The 16639-nt window shown below is 52.7% G+C and carries 20 protein-coding genes; all 20 read right to left on the bottom strand.

The genetic code is table 11. From position 1 onward, the window contains the following. Positions 1-453: 453 nt before the first annotated feature. Positions 454-1215, bottom strand: a complete 762-nt coding sequence (locus tag ACTQ1N_RS11680) for a LysM peptidoglycan-binding domain-containing protein (RefSeq protein WP_441476531.1) — start codon at positions 1213-1215, stop codon at positions 454-456. Between the two features lie 123 nt (positions 1216-1338). Further along, positions 1339-1608, bottom strand: a complete 270-nt coding sequence (locus tag ACTQ1N_RS11675; RefSeq protein ID WP_441099617.1) for a phage holin family protein — start codon at positions 1606-1608, stop codon at positions 1339-1341. A gap of 5 nt (positions 1609-1613) precedes the next feature. Continuing rightward, the gene (locus tag ACTQ1N_RS11670) at positions 1614-1943 is read right to left on the bottom strand and encodes a hypothetical protein (protein ID WP_441476530.1); all 330 of its coding nucleotides are present in this window, start codon (positions 1941-1943) and stop codon (positions 1614-1616) included. A gap of 15 nt (positions 1944-1958) precedes the next feature. Beyond that, positions 1959-3263, bottom strand: coding sequence for a hypothetical protein (locus tag ACTQ1N_RS11665; protein ID WP_441476529.1), 1305 nt, complete (start codon positions 3261-3263; stop codon positions 1959-1961). 18 nt (positions 3264-3281) lie between these two features. After that, positions 3282-4259 (bottom strand): hypothetical protein, encoded by a 978-nt coding sequence (locus ACTQ1N_RS11660; RefSeq protein WP_441476528.1) that lies wholly within the window; start codon positions 4257-4259, stop codon positions 3282-3284. After that, complete coding sequence (locus tag ACTQ1N_RS11655; RefSeq protein WP_441476527.1) at positions 4256-6316, bottom strand: hypothetical protein; 2061 nt, start codon at positions 6314-6316, stop codon at positions 4256-4258. The genes ACTQ1N_RS11660 and ACTQ1N_RS11655 overlap by 4 nt, the downstream gene beginning before the upstream one ends. A gap of 38 nt (positions 6317-6354) precedes the next feature. Beyond that, positions 6355-6723: a hypothetical protein gene (locus ACTQ1N_RS11650; protein ID WP_441476526.1), complete on the bottom strand. Its 369-nt coding sequence runs from the start codon at positions 6721-6723 to the stop codon at positions 6355-6357. Between the two features lie 3 nt (positions 6724-6726). Continuing rightward, positions 6727-9378 (bottom strand): phage tail tape measure protein, encoded by a 2652-nt coding sequence (locus ACTQ1N_RS11645; RefSeq protein ID WP_441476525.1) that lies wholly within the window; start codon positions 9376-9378, stop codon positions 6727-6729. A gap of 55 nt (positions 9379-9433) precedes the next feature. Beyond that, complete coding sequence (locus tag ACTQ1N_RS11640; protein ID WP_441476524.1) at positions 9434-9568, bottom strand: hypothetical protein; 135 nt, start codon at positions 9566-9568, stop codon at positions 9434-9436. 32 nt (positions 9569-9600) lie between these two features. Beyond that, a complete protein-coding gene (locus ACTQ1N_RS11635) occupies positions 9601-9975 on the bottom strand; it encodes a hypothetical protein (RefSeq protein WP_441476523.1) in 375 nt (124 codons plus the stop codon). A 15-nt stretch (positions 9976-9990) separates the two neighbouring features. Beyond that, positions 9991-10641: a major tail protein gene (locus ACTQ1N_RS11630; protein ID WP_441476522.1), complete on the bottom strand. Its 651-nt coding sequence runs from the start codon at positions 10639-10641 to the stop codon at positions 9991-9993. Position 10642: 1 nt separating this feature from the next. Continuing rightward, a complete protein-coding gene (locus tag ACTQ1N_RS11625; protein WP_441476521.1) occupies positions 10643-10969 on the bottom strand; it encodes a hypothetical protein in 327 nt (108 codons plus the stop codon). Positions 10970-10984: 15 nt separating this feature from the next. Further along, positions 10985-11356 carry an HK97 gp10 family phage protein gene (locus ACTQ1N_RS11620; RefSeq protein WP_441476520.1) on the bottom strand — a complete coding sequence of 124 codons (372 nt, stop codon included), beginning with the start codon at positions 11354-11356 and terminating at the stop codon, positions 10985-10987. Further along, complete coding sequence (locus ACTQ1N_RS11615) at positions 11353-11685, bottom strand: phage head closure protein (RefSeq protein WP_441476519.1); 333 nt, start codon at positions 11683-11685, stop codon at positions 11353-11355. Before ACTQ1N_RS11615 ends, ACTQ1N_RS11620 begins: the two co-directional genes overlap by 4 nt. A 12-nt stretch (positions 11686-11697) precedes the next feature. Continuing rightward, the gene (locus ACTQ1N_RS11610) at positions 11698-12012 is read right to left on the bottom strand and encodes a head-tail connector protein (protein ID WP_441476518.1); all 315 of its coding nucleotides are present in this window, start codon (positions 12010-12012) and stop codon (positions 11698-11700) included. Positions 12013-12048: 36 nt separating this feature from the next. Beyond that, entirely contained in the window at positions 12049-13239 is a 1191-nt protein-coding gene (locus ACTQ1N_RS11605) for a phage major capsid protein (RefSeq protein WP_441476517.1), read from the bottom strand. Positions 13240-13252: 13 nt separating this feature from the next. Further along, on the bottom strand, positions 13253-14122 hold the full coding sequence (locus tag ACTQ1N_RS11600; RefSeq protein ID WP_441956854.1) for a head maturation protease, ClpP-related: 870 nt from the start codon (positions 14120-14122) through the stop codon (positions 13253-13255). Further along, on the bottom strand, positions 14119-15459 hold the full coding sequence (locus ACTQ1N_RS11595; protein WP_441956853.1) for a phage portal protein: 1341 nt from the start codon (positions 15457-15459) through the stop codon (positions 14119-14121). Before ACTQ1N_RS11595 ends, ACTQ1N_RS11600 begins: the two co-directional genes overlap by 4 nt. Before the next feature lie 102 nt (positions 15460-15561). After that, the gene (locus ACTQ1N_RS11590; RefSeq protein WP_177965648.1) at positions 15562-15738 is read right to left on the bottom strand and encodes a hypothetical protein; all 177 of its coding nucleotides are present in this window, start codon (positions 15736-15738) and stop codon (positions 15562-15564) included. Between the two features lie 132 nt (positions 15739-15870). Next, positions 15871-16639 (bottom strand): terminase TerL endonuclease subunit (locus tag ACTQ1N_RS11585; protein WP_441956852.1); only part of this gene is annotated, 769 nt, incomplete at its 5' end.

Here is a 16639-nt window from a genome sequence, read left to right as displayed (position 1 = left end):
ATCGCAATCGTCCTTTTTGCACTGATACCGGACCTTCTCGTAAGAAACCCCGGTGTATTCCGCAATCTTCCGATTGCTCATCCCGCTTTTTCGAAGCAGGAGCACCTGCTCCATTTTTTCTTCTGTTTGATCGTTCTTCTTCATGGGTATTCTCCTTTTGCCCTAAGGTCGTAAATACATGGCTTCCTTCACTCCTCACAGGACATTTTCCGCAAGGTTGAGCAAAGGAATCTTTGCTTTCACCTATCAGCGGACACTTCCCGGGCGTTTTTGTGACGGGACGTGAAATTTTCCTGCAGGTATATGCGGATCATTCGCACGCGATTTTGAACGGTCCTGGAAAATTCTCTCCTAAACAGATAAACGGAACTTTCGGAGAGAAATCGGAAATGAAAAAGACAAAAAAAATAGGGCTTGCAAACACCCATAAGCAGGTGCCTGCAAGCCTGTTTGTCATTTCACCCGGATCTTCCATCCCACCCGGATCAGGTTCACATTCCGGATCAGGGAGGCGTTCAGCTTCTGGATAGCAGATACGCTGGTTCCATACCTTCTGGCAATTCCGGAGAGCGTGTCTCCTCGCTGCACGGTATAGTAAACTGCCTGCGGCTGAGCCTTTGCGCGAATCAGCTCGTTCACCTTTGCCTGCACAGCGGAAGCATCATAGCCGGAAGAAGCAAGGCGTCTTCTCCTCTCGGAGCCATTTCCCCACTTCCCGGCCAGCACTTCACGTGCAAGCTCATCTACGGACTTCGTCGCGGTATTCTCCTTGTAGCGAAGCACATGGTTCCAAGGGAAGTTCCGATACGAACGGATCAGAAACTCACGTCCGGTCTGGTCACCGGGAGCGCCGCCTACCGCTGTTCCCCTCTCATTGATGGATGCCTCGACCTCTCTTCCATTCCCACAGTACATCGCGGTGTGGTGCGTGGTGTTTAAAAGGACATCGCCGCGTCTAAGGCCTGCTCCGGTTGCGAGGTTTACCGTGCCGGTTACGTCCTCAAAGCCGCAGGACAAAAAGACCGAAAACATGTTGCCAGTATAGGTGGCACCCTTTGTCTTTACCGGCACTCCGGCTGCCTGCCATGCCGAGATCACTGCCGAGGAGCAGTCAAAGTCTCCCTTCTCACCCCAGCGATACCTCTGGTCATAGCCGTATGTGTTATTGTTTGCATGATTTTCCATCCACTGGATGGCGGATTCTGTTTTACTCATGGTTTTCTCCTCCTCAAACTTCTATTTCCTGCAAATCAAAAAGCCCTCCGGGTTTTGAAGCCCAAAGAGCCTATACCGCCCCTTTAACGGAAGGAGCCGCCGAGATACGAGGATCACCTCCTCTCACTGATTCGTCTTTGTAAGCTGCTTGTAGATCTGGTTCACACCAGTCGCTGCAAGACCGGACACAATGCCGACAGCAAGGGCATTGATGACATCCTTTGCCGGGAAGTCCGGCATAAGATACAGCCCTGCGATGCCGAGTACCGCACCGACGCATCCGCAGATCACCGGGATCAGCTCATCCTTTACCGAGCCAGCTGCTTTGCAGCCGATGCCGACAAGATACGCAATCACTGTGATTGCCGCCACACTTGCAATTCCAAAGTCCATAAAAGTCATTCCTCCTTCTTTTTATTTCTGTCTGCCGAAAGCGGCAGTTCCAGACACTTCTTGTACAGGGACTCTCCGGTGCCATTCCCGCCGAGTGCCTTGTACGGCTTGTACAGGTACTCAAGGTTGCTCCGATCCTCAGGAGAGCACCATCCCCGAGCAATAAAAAAGCTGCAGGCCTGATAAATACGGTCATGCAGCAATGCCAACATTCCATCTTTGATTTCGTCGTTCTCCTGTTTTCGCCGGAGCAGTGTCCGCCACAGCCAGGTGAGGACGGCAAGGATCAGGGCAAAGAGCTCCTGAATCCAGTATTTCAAGATAAAGTCGATCAATGGAATCACCTCCTTTCACACCGCATCCGTCAGTGTGTACGTTACCTTCATCGACTGGGCACTGGTCTTTACCACTGGAGAGCTCAGGTTGCAGATGGTGCCAAGATAGTTGCAGGCAAACGAGTAATATAAAGTATTGCTCCACAGCCGAAAACGCTGGAGGCAGTCCGTCTCATGTGAAATGTAGTATTGCGGATATCCGACACTGTTTGTCGATTCTGCGTTCAGCCTGTACTTTCCGTCCGGATAAATCACACCCGGACTTCCATAGGTTGTCGTCGATCCGGATGATGTGGTGCCGGTCCACTCAAAGGTCGCAAAGACACCACCTCCGCGCATTGGATATATTTTCCTGCACCTAATGTTTCCAAAGTTTACTTCTGTCACGTCGACGGTATTTGACAGGTTTACTTTGTACAGCGTGTTTTCATCATTGCTAATGAAATACAGATATCCGCTGGATACCACAGCATTTAACTGCTCATAAAAATCCGTATCGCCGGTAGACTTGGCCGTCACATTTGACACAGCAATGGTCTGTTCTGCTTCTTCCTGAAAAGAGAAATCAGAAATTTTTACCTTCCGAAGCTTGATGCTTACCGTCCCTTGCGAGGTGACCGTGGGAACATATACAGCGTACAGGTACCCGTCATAACCATCCATAACCGACCAATAGTAACTGGCGGGATTGTCAAACGTAAAGTCAAACACCTGTGTTTCTTCTCCAAGGTATGGCGTGTATGCCTTGACAATGTTGGTGTAATACGGCTTCTTGTAGATTTTGCCGCCGCTATAAAGATAGAGAACCCCTGAGTTCTCATCAAAGGTGAGGGGACAATAGGATCGATCGGTAGTGAAACCGCCATCATCGTATTGTGCCCCACTGAAGGGATTCTCCCCTGCTCTTGTGTGCGTCAGTGCGAGAGATGCAATCGTACCGTTTGCCTGTGATGTTGAGAAATCCCAGACGTTCACATAACCGGTATCCGTCCTCCCGGATTCTGCTTTGTTAATCGAGCCTCCCAGCTTGGATGCCGTATTTGCGGTCTGCCCGGCATGACCAATCAGATGAACACCCATCGGAAAGTGGACGTTATTCACATCCTCGGTCAGTGCCCCGTCAAACAAAAACAAGCCCCCCAGTGCCTTTGTGGCAGCCGGGAGCAGATCATCAAAGTGATTGTTTCCTTTCGCGCCGACATTTGCCGCCAAACCAAGTACATATCCGAGGGCATTCGTAACCAGGTTGTCCTGCTCGACCCTCTTGATCTCCCCTGTGATTTCATTGTGCAGATCAATCTGCAGATGTCCTTTGAGCATTTCTTTCTCCTCCCTCTCTTAATCGTTCTTATAGGTGATGACAAAGTTCGTGAGGGAGGAAGTCTTTCCCTCGATCATGAACGCAAACCAGATCTTCTTCTTTGCCTGCGCACCAGAATAAAGAGCATCACAGTCCGCCTCCAGGAACGAAGCCATATCGACAGGATCGGTATAGGTGCTTCCATCAAAACTGTATGAAACGGTTACCGTCCCTGTGTAAACCGCTGTCATCTGGGTGATGCCGTGAATGGTCGCATGGCCAAGATCTGCAATGCAGCGAATCGTCTGCTTCTTTGGCACCGCCTTCACAGAAGCGGTCATAGCTTTTGGCTTTCCATCCGACCAGCGGTAAAGGACCGGTTTGGTAAGGCTTGTGAGCTGCTCGGACGTCGGCAGCGTATCAAAGCCCTTCTTCTGAAAATATGAGGCTTCTCCCAAATCTGCAGCAACCGCATCCGTGATCTCGGTCACTACACCATCTACCAGTGTGTAGATCTTTCCATTGAAGTCCGTCATCAGGTACTTCTTTGCGTAGGGCGGCTCTACCCCGGTGAACAGAAGATACCCGATCCCGCAGGCATCATTTCCTCTGCTCTGGGATCCGTCCTTCGTATATCGGAGCACAATCGTATGAGCCCCAGCAGCGAGAGCATAAGAAAACTCTGTGAAGGTACTGACCCCTGTACCAGACTTCTTCAGCACCTCTGTTCCGTCCACCAGCACATGGAGCCAGTCATAGTTCTGCTCACTGGATACGATATAGCTTAAGGTCATGCTGCCTTCTTCCGAGAGCGTCACGGTAAGCGTTGTCTCACTGGTTCCGCTGTCCGTGATCTGCCCGCTCCGGAGCGTATTCTTGCCATCTTCCTTCCAGGTATCTGCAGAGTAAAAAGGCGTGGCGCCATCCGTCACGGAAAGAATGCCCTCCTCTCCCTGCTTCCACGTATCCTCTTCGAAAGTGATCCGCATCGTGTTGTCTTCCCGGATAATGCTCATAGCTTCACCTCCTCCAGGGTCTCGATTTCCGGATAGGCGCTGTAGAGATCCAGGACATCCAGCTGTCCGGTGTCCACAGTGCCGGAAGTGCTCTGGACCTTGTACAGCGTCTGCAAAGCAAAAGCATCATCGGCATTCGTGGTGAGATACGTCCCGTTGTAGTCCGGTTTTCCTTCCGTATCGGAAAGAATAAAATACCGGACCACGATTCCGACGCTTGTGCTGTCTGTAAAGCTTCCAAGGACAAAAGCCATATCAAAGGAAACGGCATCGCTTGCCCCGGTCGGCACAGGTGTAAGGAGCGCTGTCTTTGTCGCATCCGTAAGCTTTCCAACCACAGAGCCCATCGAGAAGCCGGTGAATTCTTCCTCGGCATTAATCGTGCCATCCCACTTCCCGGTCCCTGCAAGACCCATGCCTTCGATCAGTGCATTGATGCAGTTGGTATCCAGATAAAGGGATCCGCCTTCCACCGTAAGAAAGATCACGAAGAGATATACCGTATTGGCCTTGACGTCTCCGATATAGTAGTGAAGCGAAAGGATGTGCTTCCCGGCGGTGTCATAAGTTTCAATCGGATGGTAATCGATCTCATCCCCGGCAAGGGTATAGGACACCGTGACCGTCATCGTATTTGGCTTTGAAAGCTCTGTCTCCGCACTGGTCATCCGCTCATCAAGGGAGCTGACACCGGTCTGCAGCTCTTTGATCTCGTTTTGAAGCTCTTCCGTTGTCGGAGAAGTCGCATCCTTAATCGTCACATCTTTCAGTTTTGTACTGCCAATCGCGTGTGTTGTGCCAAGCTTTGCATCGAGAAGAAGCTCCGCCCAGAGGGAAACCTCGGATGCTTTTGTCGCCGTAGCAAACCGGATCGAAGCAACCGGGACCCGTTTTCCGTCTCCGACTTCGACCACCTGGGTATTCGTGAACCGGTAATGAACCAGCTGATTTTCATCGGTATTGGAGACAAGACCGACAAGGTTCTTGTCCGTTTTGCTTCTGGCGCTGGCAAGGGCCGGATTCTTCCCCACTCCGGTCATCTCAAAATACTGGTTATACTGAAACGTAAACTTCGTAATACAATAGAGCGCATCTCCGTCGGCAAGACCGTTCTGAAAGACCAGCACGTCTCCAAGGTCGTAGGCAGGATTTCCGATGGCTCGGCAAGTGAATGGCACATACCGAATCTGCTGAATTGCTGTGAGAATTGCTTTTGCCATATCCTCCCTAGTCGCCGCGATACCATACTGCAGGAAGGGATTGCTCCCAAGATTCATCGTGAGACCATCGTCCTCATCCTCCGCATAGTAGGAAGTCGTATTGTCTGCCATGTTGACCACAGAGAGACCGGTATAGCGCGTGACATAATCGGAAAAGGAAGCGCCTGTAAACCTGTGCGCATCATCAATCGTATCAACAACCGTCTGGTTGAAGGACTTAAATACAATGTTTCCCTTCCGGTCAGCTGTCGCAAAGCAGCCGATGGTCTGCGCAAGCCACGAGACCAGATCCCGCCATGTCTCGACATCATTCGTCGTGGTCTCGGAAATCATCGTAGATCCATTGGCAAAAGACTCGAATTCCTTTTCTGTATTTGCAAAGATTAGTCCTGTTGCTTCTCCGATCGCCTGCGCACACTGATACGGAGTCACCTCTGTTATGACCTTGTTACAGTTCTTATCTAGAAGCGCCATATGGTCGTAGGCTTTCACCACAACGCCACTTTCCGTCCACTCCGCCGTTTCTACCGTAAAGACGCCCAGAGGAACCTCCTCATAGGTTCCATCGGATAGTCTCATCCCGAACACAGGCTTGATCTCCAGCCCCTTCCATCCGTATCGGCTGATCGGCATGTTTAAGAATGTGGCATTCAGTTCTCCAATGTAGACCTGCCCGATGGTGATCTCCTCATTTCCTGTGCACTGATTCGTGATGGAAAAGGATCCGGAAAGGATGTTGTCATCCGTGAAGGAGTGTTCGCCAATCGTCCCCCTCATCCGGAATCTCTGCACCGGCTGCTTCATGGCAGCTTTATATTTGTCGCTTACGGCGTACATGAAGCGCCTCCTTTCCCTTCTCCATAGGTTGTGATTAATCAAAATTCTTCAAGATCAAAACTTACGGTATAAAGCCCGTTTGTTCCTCTCGTCTTCTCTGAATGCTTCTCCGGCCCGGTTTTGAAGTTCCGCATCCGCATGGTCCTTGTCTTGTAGCCCTGCGATTTCAGGTCATAGAGCTTTACCTGTATCGAATCCTTGTCCCGGAACGTGGCAAAGATTGCCGCCCACCGACTCGAACACGGAAAAGAGGCAGAGACGGACAGCTTGTCATACCTGGTGACAATGACCTGATCCGTTCCTGCCTCGGTTTGATTGGTACTCTCAACGACACTGTAGCTCTCCTCCCAGCTTTCCGGCGTGAAGAGCTTTACGTCATCAAAGTAGATGGGGTAATCACTTAACATGCATCATCGACCTCCTGACCGATAGTTGCTCCGCTGGGTCGCCCGGACGACGATCTCATCAATCCGCTCCTGTCCGATGTAGACAGGGATAATGATGTCACCGCCACCTACTCCTGCGAGGGCTCCCTGCACAATCTCTGCCAGCTTGTCAGTTCCAACCACAGCTTCCTGCCCGGCTTCACCGCCTCCAAGGAGTCTTCCACCTGCGGCGCCGAAGATCGTCGGGCTGTTTAAGAGGTAGGCATCATCCATAGCCTTCCGGTACCAGCTGACCGACAGGTGCGGAACAGACGGCGGATCAATGGAGAGTCTTCCGCTGATCGAAAAGTGCGGGAGCTTGATATGCGGAAGCTCCAGATGGCAGCCGGAGAAGAATCCGCTGATTCTGCTCAGGCCACCGCTTACAATGCTCTTGGCATTTTCGATCATGGAGGAGAAAGCATTCCGTATTGCTCCAAGTTTCCCCTGCGCGGCAGAAAGCGCATCGCCAAGCTTGCCGCCTGTGAGATTGTTGATGGTAGTAAAGCCCGCCTCCCAGATCGACTTGTAAGCATCCACAGCAGTTCCGATGATGCCCTTGATCCCGCCGCCGTGCTGATCGATGGACGACTGAATCGCATCCCATGCATTCCCGGTGTTCGTCTTTACGGTATCCCACGCAGTACCGATTGTGGTCTTGACGTTGTCAAAGGTCGTACCTGCTGTCGTCTTGATCCCGTCCCACACACCGGAGAGCGTCGTCGTGATGCCGTTCCATGCAGTCGATGCAGCCGAGCTGATGGTCGACCAGGTATTTCCGAGGAAATCCGAAATGCCAGTAAAGACTGTGGTAGCTGTCGTGCTGATCCCTTCCCAGAGTCCTGTGAAGAAGCTGCTGATGCCGTTCCACACAGTCTCCGTCACAGACTGAATACCGTTCCATAATTCGGAGAAGAAGTCGCCAAGTGTCGTGCCTACAGCCTTCACGCCTTCACAGACGGTAGTCCAGACACCGCCAAACCACTCGGAGATTTCTCCCCAGTGCTTCACGATCTCAATCACCGCGACTACAGCAGCCACCACCGCCGCAATGATGGCGATGATCGGGAGGATCGGAACCGATACGGCTCCAATGGCGGGAATCGCCGTTGTGGAAAGGAAACTGACCAGTTTACCTACGATGCTTGTGACGGAACCCACAGCGGTGACAACCTTGCCGACGCCAACGACAACTGGGCCGACAGCAGCAGCGATGAGAGCTGCCTTGACGATTGCCTCCTGCATTCCCGGGGACAGACCATCCCACGCACTTTTGAGAGCCGTCACCACATCTTTGATCTGGGTCATCGCTTCCGTGATCATCGGTGCCGACGCATCTACGATCTCTGCGCCGAGGTCTTTTAAGTTGTTCATCACAACTGTCATCTGGTCCAAAGGATCCAGCGTCTCATTGAACGTACTCTCCACCGATCCCGCATAATCTCCCAGCGTGGTAGAGAGGTCGCTAAGCGAGAGCTTTCCCATCTGCACTGCATTGTAGATCGCGCCACCGGCACGGGAGCCAAAAAGGTCGTAGGCTGCCTGCAGCTTCTCGGTATCAGAGGCATTGCTGTTCATGGTTTTGGAGAAATCCTTCAGTGCATCGCTTAAGGACTGTCCGTTCTTAGTTGCCGTCTTCTGGGCCTTAGTAAGGCCAGTGAGCATCGTCGAAGTATCAAGACCGGACATCTCCACCGCGCCCATGAAGCCAGCCGCCTGTTCCGCAGAAAGCCCCATCGACTGGAACTGTGCGGCATTTTTAGAAAGGTCTTGCGAGAGCGTATCCATCGACACACCGGTTGCCTGTCCGACCTGATTTAAGGCATCGAGAAGGTTTCCGGCATCATCAGACGACTGCCCGAAGGCATTGAGGACGGAAGATACGTTATCAACGGAAGTACTGACGTCTGTACTGTTGAGCGATGCAAACTCTACGAACTTCTTAGAGAGATCCTCCAAGGCATCCCCCGTCAAACCAAACCTCGTGTTCACCTCACCGACGGCATCTCCGGCAGTCTGAAAGTCTGTCGGAATCGTCTCTGCGATCGACTTGGCACGCTTCTGCATATCCTCAAGGGCTGCACCGCTTGCTCCCGTCTTTTGCGTCACGGCATCGAGCGCTTCATCCACTTCCTTCCAAGCGGCAACCGAGGCGGCACCAACCGCAGCGACAGGGACCGTGATGCCTTTGGTGAGTCCCTCTCCCACATCACTGATCTTGCCGCCGACTTCTTTCATCTTGTCCCCGGCAACCTGAAGTTCTTGTCCCGCAACAGAGCCAAACTTCTTATACTCGTCCTCGAGGCCTTCGAGGGACTGCTTAGTGGCTTCAATCTCCCGGGTCAGCGCCTCCTGCTGTTTTTGCGTCTCCTCAGTCTGAGGACCAGCCTTTAGCTGGGCAAGGGCTTCCTTCTCCTCGGACAGTTTCTTCTTGGTCGCATCGATCGCTTCGGTCAGGTACTTCTGCTTCTGCGCAAGCAGATCCGCGTTTCCCGGATCCATCTTGAGGAGCTTGTTCACATCCTTCAGGTTACTCTGGGTTTCCCGGATTTCCTTGTTCACGCCTTTCAGGGCATTGGAGAGCTTGGTCGTATCGCCATCCAGCTCAATGGTTATGCCTTTAATTCGATCTGCCATAGCCTACTCCTCCCTTCATGGCATGAAAAAAGCACCGGTTCTTTACCGATGCGAATTAAAACGAATCGAAATCCTCTTGCGTTGCCACCTGCCGATACTCATCGTCGCAGAAGTCATTCCCGGACTCAATGATCATATCCATCACAGTCCCCTCATCCAGCTCTTCCAGCTCAGACAGTGTCAGTCCCATCTGCTTCGCCCTCAGGAGGAACACTGCCGTGTTTACTTCCCGCTCCGTTGGGCGGCTTCTTTTTTTGGCTTGGAGCTTGTCCTCCGCGATCCAAGGTAGAGCGTGACGAACTCCTGCATGTGAAGAAAGAGCTCTGCCCCGTCGAACTGATCCGCCCATTCGAGGAAGGCGTCCTCGTTCAGCTGGTTCATGTCACGCTTTTCTGCCTGCGCGTTCATGATAAAGGCCAGCTTGTCGCCGACGGTCATATCGGTCTGATCATCCTCACTGTTCTCCATCTTGTTCAAGAGGATCATGAGATCCTGGTGAAAGACCTGCTTATAACGGTATGCTGTGGTCCCCGTTGCGAGAAACGGGAACTTCTGCTCCGACCCATCATTGAGCCGGAGGGAAATTTCCTGATACATGTCTACTCCTCCTTATCACTTAGAGCTTGTCGTTGTCGAAGATGTGGTACTACCACCAGACGTAGAAGAACCTCCTGAAGCCTTTGCAGCAGCAGGCGTATAGACCTTACTGTACCAGCTCTGGTAGGTGGCATCGGTGGTATCTGCACTGGAGCGTGCCTTCACGATGTTCTTCCCAAGCGTCGCATCCTTGATCGACGTCGCATTGATCGTAAGGCTCTCGGTCTGTACCTCGATGGAGTCCTCCTTGGTGCTCGATGCCACAGACGGTCTTGTTGCCGTGCAGTTATACATGACATGGCGGATCTCATTCACATCGCCGTCAAACTCAAAGAGAAGCGCAAAGTGAATAGGCTGTGCGTCGGCATCCTCCAGAAGGACCCCGTTTCCATCCTTGATCTCACCGAGCACGTTCTCGCGGAAGTCCTCCGGTACCATTGCCGACTCGAAGTCCCCGTTATAGCCGCTGTTCGCATTCGTGACATAGTACTGCACGCCATCCGCCCAGAAGATCGTCTGGTCTCCCTGCGCATCCAGAGAGAGGGATACGGCGCCCGGCCATGCAACCGGATCTGCAAAGGTGGCGGTCCCATCCTCTGCGATCGTTGCGATGGCATAATGTACGTTTTTCAGGTTGTACTTGACCTTGTTCTTTTTACTTGCCATTTCAGGCCTCCTGTTCAAATGAATACAGGACCTCGTAGAGCTTCTCAGAATCTATCCAGGTCTCTGTCTTTTCAAAGAAGATCCCGCTTTGGATCAGCTGATCTTCCAGTCTCTTTTCCATCTCCGGATCCTTCTTATCCGTGTAGAGCTCGATGTCGATCTCTGTGATCGGGAAATACACGGTTCCATCCGCAGCGAAGTTGTCGCTGTTCGGACAGCGGAAGCAGAGAAAGGGAGGATCCGGCCCTTCCCCTTCCGCAAAGTGATCATAGGCATAAGGGATGCCCTGCTTCTCCAGCCCCTCCAGAATCTTTATGATCTCATCCATTGCTTCCTCCCATCCTCAGCCCTTTAATTCCTTCTCAATCTCATCTGATAGCTTCCCGGTGATCTCTTCTTCGACCGGAGCGATATGTGGAATGCCCGCAACTCTTCCACCACCGCGCTTGGCATGGCCTTTCTCCAAGAGGTGCGTGAGTCTATAGATCTTGTTGTGAACAACCACTTCTGCGCCGACCGCCGTTTCCTTCTGAACGGTAGAGCGCCATCCTTTTGCGTACTTTCCGGTACGCTTTGGCGATTTCTCCTTCAGTTCTTTTGCCGCTTCCTTTCCGGCATCCTTGATCTCCTGCTTTACAATGTCGTTCACATCCTCCGCGTAGTCCGAGAGGGTCTTTTCCACCGTCGCCGCTAGATCATCTACTTTCACCTTCATCGCTTCACCTTCTCACACTTAAACTTCAGGCTTCGCTTCTTGAACCCCATCGGGTCAATGGCGGTGACGTTGTAGATATTGTATCCCAGCCGGATCCGAATCTTTGTGGAGTCGAGTCCTTCGAGGCACTTTGCATACCGGACGGTAAAATCGATGGCATCGATGCTAGTCGTCGTTCCGGCTTCCAGTTTCTCAGATCCACCACTCTGTACCGGTGTCGCCCAGCAGGTGTAGAAGTCTGTCCAGGTGTTGGTGTGATTGCCATACTTGTCTTTGATGACCTCATTCTTCTGGATCGTAAGCCTTACATTCATTGCTGCGATATTCATCCCGCACCTCCATCAGAACCTGGCATCCCGTTCTCCAAAGAGGAGGTTTCGAAGTGTGATGGTCAGGGCGTGATGATCCGCTTCCTCCCGGTGCTCATTGAGATAGGCCAGGGTATAGAGGACTGCCACAACGACAATCGGACTACTTTCGTCCTCGAGACTGTCCTTTCGGAGCACCGATGCCACAAGGCTCTCGGCAGCGTCCAGTTCCTGCTGGATCACATCGTCCTCATCGTTTGCGTCAACCCGGAGATATTTCTTTGCTTCCTCCAGCGTGATCATCCTGTCCTCCCTTCGAATCACAAAGAAAGCCCAGAGCTTTGACACTCTGAGCCCTCATCGTTACGTTGTTCCTGTTGCAGATCAGGCAGATGCTCCTGCCTTCAGGATCTGCACGGCTTCCGGAAGAACCAGAAGACCATCGACACGCTCCTTGGCAACATAGCCGATCATGCCGTTTCCGGCAAAGAGCTCACGAAGCTCCTGCATGGAACGACTGCCACGATCACCGATGTTGTAGTAGCTGTAGTCACCAAAGGCCATCACAGGCTTTCCTGCCGCAAGCTCCGGTGCAAACGCGCTGGTGTGAACCGCATAGCCAAGAAGTCTGTCCGGCTCTCCTGCCTGATAGGACGGCTGCCAGATGTAGGCGCCGTTGTTGTCCTTGAGCTTCCGGAGAGCTGCAAGGGTCTGGTCGTTCATGATGAACGATGCCTTCTTCCGGTACGGACGCTTCAGCGCATAGACCAGATCCAGCACATCGTCGGTGCCAAGCTTCGTGCCGGTGAGCGTCTTTGCGACTGTACCGCCGTTTGTCTCATCAAAGAGACCGGTGGGCTTTCCCTTCCCATCGCCGTTCAGGAAGGCATCCTCCTCGGCATTGGCGATGGCGATTCCGAACTGGGTGGTGATGTAGCTGGCAAGGTCAAACATGGAGTCATACAGAAGCTCCTCGGTTACCTTCACCGCCACATGGAGCTTATGGGCATCCATGATCTTCTGCCCAAACTTCGCGTCTGTGAACTGAAGCGCGCCACCCTCTTCAATCCATGCCGCCGTCGGCTTAGCTCCCGCGATGTTGATCTTGTGCTCGCCGGAAGTTGTGATGTGGGTTGCAAGGCCCCGCATGATGTTCTCTTCATTCAGTACATCAATCAGGCGGCTGTCCCACTCCTCCGGAACGAGGTATCCGCCATCGGCATCCACACCTTCCTGCAGGATGTCGGAAACCTGATGGAAGTTCGTGCGCATGGCGGTCAGCATATCCTTCGCATACTGATCGGAAGCGCGTCCCTTCTTCGACTTCTCACCGGTGCTGGTCGGCATGTTGGAAAGAGGAGAAGAAGTCGGCTGACTCAGCTGTGCCTCAATGGCAGCCTGACGATTCAGACGATCGATCTCCTTCGTAAGATCCGTGATCTCCTTTTCCATGCGGTCATACGTTTCTCCATCTTCGCTAGAAAGAATCCCGTTCTCTCCCCTGTGTGCTTCGAGGAAGGCCTTTGCTGCCTCCCATGCTCTTGCTCTCTTTGCAATCAAATCCTGTACGTTCATTGTGTTCTCCTCCTCACATCATCGTGTGCAGCAGATTCAGGCGATCCATCAGAGCATCCACGCTCCGGCCTTCCTCTACTTTGCTTTCGGCATCAGGACCATCCTGTGCCTTGTTTCTAACCTTGTAGTGTTCCTTCACCTTGTTGGTGAAGGCAGCCGCCATCTGACGACTGGAATAAAGAAAACCCGCAGCAATCAGATCCTCGTTCTTCTCAGGATCATTTGGTGCTTGCTCGGGCTTGTCTTCAGATTCCTCCGGATTCTCCTTGGCTGGATCGTCCTCTTCCGGTTTCTCTTCCTGCTCACTGCGATAGAGATCCGGTCTCTCCATCACACGGTCTGCAAAATGAAGCTCCACTGCCTTGCTCGCATCCATCCAGGTCTCATCGTCCATGAGCTTACTAAGCTTGTTCTTGGAAAGTCCGGTCTTCTTGACGTAGGCATTCAGGATCGAATCCTTCGCGGAATCGAGCATCGAGATGGCCTGCGCAAGATCGTCCTTATCCCCCATTGCCATCGTGGACGGGTTGTGGATCATCAGCATGGAGACCGGGCTTACAAGAACCTCATCTCCTGCCATCGCAATGACCGATGCTGCCGATGCTGCAAGGCCGTCGATCTTCACGGTGACCTTTCCGTCATAGGACAGAAGCATGTTGTAGATCTGTGCCGCCGCCCAGACATCACCGCCCGGAGAGTTGATCCAGACCGTGATCGGTCCTTTCCCGGAATCAAGGTCAGACTTAAAAAGAGCTGGCGTGACGTCATCGTCAAACCAACTCTCCGAAGCAATGGTTCCGTTTAAAAACAGCGTGCGTGCGGCAAGATCCGGATCTTCTCCATCCGGTGCCTTGTTCCGCACCCACTTCCAAAACTTGTTCATGTGTTCCTCCTTCCCCTTCTGTGGGGCTTTTTGTTATCTGTATCTTCCTCAGGTTCTTCATGGGGCTCATCCTGCTCCGGAGGATCACTACCTCCAGAACCGCTCTGATAAGCAGCGCCTGCACTTCGGAGGGGCGTCATCGATCCGTTTACAAGAAACAGGTTTCCTCCCTCCTCCTCGGGCACGAGGTCCATGTTCTCTAAGCGCCGGACATCGTTCACACACAAAAAACCGTTACTGATACCGGTCGCATAGCCCTGCATGCGGGATGCGTAGTTACCGCGAAGAAGCCCGTCCACGTTGAACCGGGCGTAGTAGATCATCTTCTCATCCTTCGAGAGAAGGGACCTGGAGATTGACGACTCGATCCGGGTGAGCCAAGGCTGTAAGCTGTAGGTCACGAATTCCAGACTCTGCTCTTCGATATTGCTGAATGTCGCATGTTCCAGGTCTCCGATCATGTGCGGAGGCACCCGGAAGATCCGCGCAATCTCATCGATCTGAAATTTCCGAGTGTCCAAGAACTGTGCTTCCTGCGGGTTGATGGAGATCGGCGAATATTTCATCCCCTCTTCCAGAACTGCGACCTTCCCGGCGTTCTGGCTGCCACCGAAGGCTGCCTGCCAGCTGTCCCGGACCTTTTCCGGATCCTTCAGAATGCCGGGGTGTTCCAGCACACCGGAAGGTGCTGCGCCGTTTGCAAAGAACTTAGAGCCATACTCCTCGCAGGCCATCGAAAGACCGATCGAGTTCTTCGCCATCGCGATCGGGCTGTATCCGACCAGTCCATCAAAGCCGAGCCCCGGGATCTGCATCACCTCATGGGGTGACAGCTTTACGATCGTCTCCTTCATGGTCGGTGCATCGTCACCCTTGGACCACAGGTACTGGTAGTAGATGTGGCCGTTCTCGTCTCGGTCTACCGTCATGCGATTCGGCATCAATGGATACAGTGCTGTGACTTCACCCTTGCCGTTCCGGATCACTTGGACGTATGCGTTCCCCCACAGTAATAGATGAGTCATGAGCGTCTCCCAGAACGAGTAGGCTGTCATCTCTTCATTCGGTTCACTATGGAGCAAGAAGTACAGTGGGTGGTCTGTCGCCTTCACCTTGCTGCCGTTCTCCTCCCGGTACAAATGCAGCGGCAGGCTTGCCACCGCTTCTGCCAGCACTCGGACGCAGGCATACACAGCGGTCACCTGCATGGAGCTCCGTTCTGTTACGGTCTTTCCGGATGAGGTGTGGCCGTAATAGGCACGGTACACACTGCCGGATGTCGAATCCTGCGGATCTGCTCTTGCCTTCCTTCTGTGAAATAAATCCCGAAATCCCATGTGTCATACTCCTATCTCTGCCGCTGTCCACAGCAGTTCTTCCACGGAAAAAGGCACCCACCGTCTTGGTGAATGCCCTGTTCGTTCCTGTTTGTTTCTGGTTTATTTTACGATCCCGGTTCTCTCGACCTTGCCCTTCCAAAGCTCCTCGAAGGTTGCTCCCGTGAGGTCTGTCTGGAATTGAAGTTCAAGGTTCAGCTGTGCTTCGAACCGGTTGTTTCCCTGTGCTGTGGTGTAGGTGTTTCCGTCTTTAATGAATCTGTAGCTTGCTTTCGTCATGGCCTTGTCCTCCGTTTTGTTTGTGTGCCCTTTTCCTTTGGCATGTACATATATCACTCTGCGCCAGAAATACATCAACTTATTTCGACACATATCTTGCACAAATATCGGGAGGAGAAATGAAGCACATTATCAGAACACCACAAGGCCTCGGCTGTCGTAGACACTCTCTGCTTGTTCCTGCCGGATACAGCGATCCAGTGCCATGATCGCAGCGACGATACCATCGATCTTCTCTGGGGACTTTGCCTTCGTCGGCTTGATGTTATCCGCAGCGTCGCGGTCCACCACCACGTTTAGTGCCATCCATTTCAGAACCGGATTGCCGCCGTGAATGATCTGGCCCTCCATCATGAGCTTATAGAACTCCTTGGTGGGAGGCGACATATCTTTGTACCCTTGCCCGAACGGCACCATCGTCATGCCGTCATCCTGTAGGTTGATGATGAGCTGAGTGGCGTTCCAGCGGTCGACCGCGATCTCCTTGATGTTGTAAATCTTGTAGAGATCGAGTATGAACTTCTCGATGAAGTTGTAGTCAATCACATTTCCTTCGGTCGCTTTCATGTATCCTTGCTTCACCCAAACGTCGTACGGAACCGATGCACGTCTCACGCGTATCGGAATCGTATCTTCCGGCACCCAGAAGAACGGCAGGCAGATGTATTTCTCCGTCTCATCCCGAGGCGGGAACATCAGAACCAGCGCTGTGATATCTCCGGTGCTCGAAAGATCAAGTCCGCCGTAGCACTCCCGGCCACGAAGACTGCCCATATCAATCGGTTCATTTCCCTGATCAAAGACCTGCTCCGGAATGAAGGCGGTCGTACTAGATACCCACATGTTGAGTCTCAGCTGCTTGAACACTGCTTCCTCGGCGGGATTTTCCAGCGCCTCATGG

It is taken from the genome of Porcincola sp. LCP21S3_C12, from assembly GCF_052118625.1.
Lineage (GTDB): Bacteria > Bacillota > Clostridia > Lachnospirales > Lachnospiraceae > Porcincola.
This window is presented reverse-complemented; position numbering and strand designations above follow the sequence as displayed.

Excerpts from the sequence above, each read along its gene's own strand:
- ACTQ1N_RS11630 (WP_441476522.1), bottom strand. The coding sequence starts at position 10,641 with ATGGCAAGTAAAAAGAACAAGGTCAAGTACAACCTGAAAAACGTACAT.
- ACTQ1N_RS11665 (WP_441476529.1), bottom strand. The coding sequence starts at position 3,263 with ATGCTCAAAGGACATCTGCAGATTGATCTGCACAATGAAATCACAGGG.
- ACTQ1N_RS11600 (WP_441956854.1), bottom strand. The coding sequence starts at position 14,122 with ATGAACAAGTTTTGGAAGTGGGTGCGGAACAAGGCACCGGATGGAGAA.
- ACTQ1N_RS11680 (WP_441476531.1), bottom strand. The coding sequence starts at position 1,215 with ATGAGTAAAACAGAATCCGCCATCCAGTGGATGGAAAATCATGCAAAC.
- ACTQ1N_RS11645 (WP_441476525.1), bottom strand. The coding sequence starts at position 9,378 with ATGGCAGATCGAATTAAAGGCATAACCATTGAGCTGGATGGCGATACG.
- ACTQ1N_RS11620 (WP_441476520.1), bottom strand. The coding sequence starts at position 11,356 with ATGAAGGTGAAAGTAGATGATCTAGCGGCGACGGTGGAAAAGACCCTC.
- ACTQ1N_RS11655 (WP_441476527.1), bottom strand. The coding sequence starts at position 6,316 with ATGTACGCCGTAAGCGACAAATATAAAGCTGCCATGAAGCAGCCGGTG.
- ACTQ1N_RS11650 (WP_441476526.1), bottom strand. The coding sequence starts at position 6,723 with ATGTTAAGTGATTACCCCATCTACTTTGATGACGTAAAGCTCTTCACG.
- ACTQ1N_RS11675 (WP_441099617.1), bottom strand. The coding sequence starts at position 1,608 with ATGGACTTTGGAATTGCAAGTGTGGCGGCAATCACAGTGATTGCGTAT.
- ACTQ1N_RS11590 (WP_177965648.1), bottom strand. The coding sequence starts at position 15,738 with ATGACGAAAGCAAGCTACAGATTCATTAAAGACGGAAACACCTACACC.
- ACTQ1N_RS11640 (WP_441476524.1), bottom strand. The coding sequence starts at position 9,568 with ATGGGACTGACACTGTCTGAGCTGGAAGAGCTGGATGAGGGGACTGTG.
- ACTQ1N_RS11660 (WP_441476528.1), bottom strand. The coding sequence starts at position 4,259 with ATGAGCATTATCCGGGAAGACAACACGATGCGGATCACTTTCGAAGAG.
- ACTQ1N_RS11635 (WP_441476523.1), bottom strand. The coding sequence starts at position 9,975 with ATGTATCAGGAAATTTCCCTCCGGCTCAATGATGGGTCGGAGCAGAAG.
- ACTQ1N_RS11605 (WP_441476517.1), bottom strand. The coding sequence starts at position 13,239 with ATGAACGTACAGGATTTGATTGCAAAGAGAGCAAGAGCATGGGAGGCA.
- ACTQ1N_RS11595 (WP_441956853.1), bottom strand. The coding sequence starts at position 15,459 with ATGGGATTTCGGGATTTATTTCACAGAAGGAAGGCAAGAGCAGATCCG.
- ACTQ1N_RS11625 (WP_441476521.1), bottom strand. The coding sequence starts at position 10,969 with ATGGATGAGATCATAAAGATTCTGGAGGGGCTGGAGAAGCAGGGCATC.
- ACTQ1N_RS11615 (WP_441476519.1), bottom strand. The coding sequence starts at position 11,685 with ATGAATATCGCAGCAATGAATGTAAGGCTTACGATCCAGAAGAATGAG.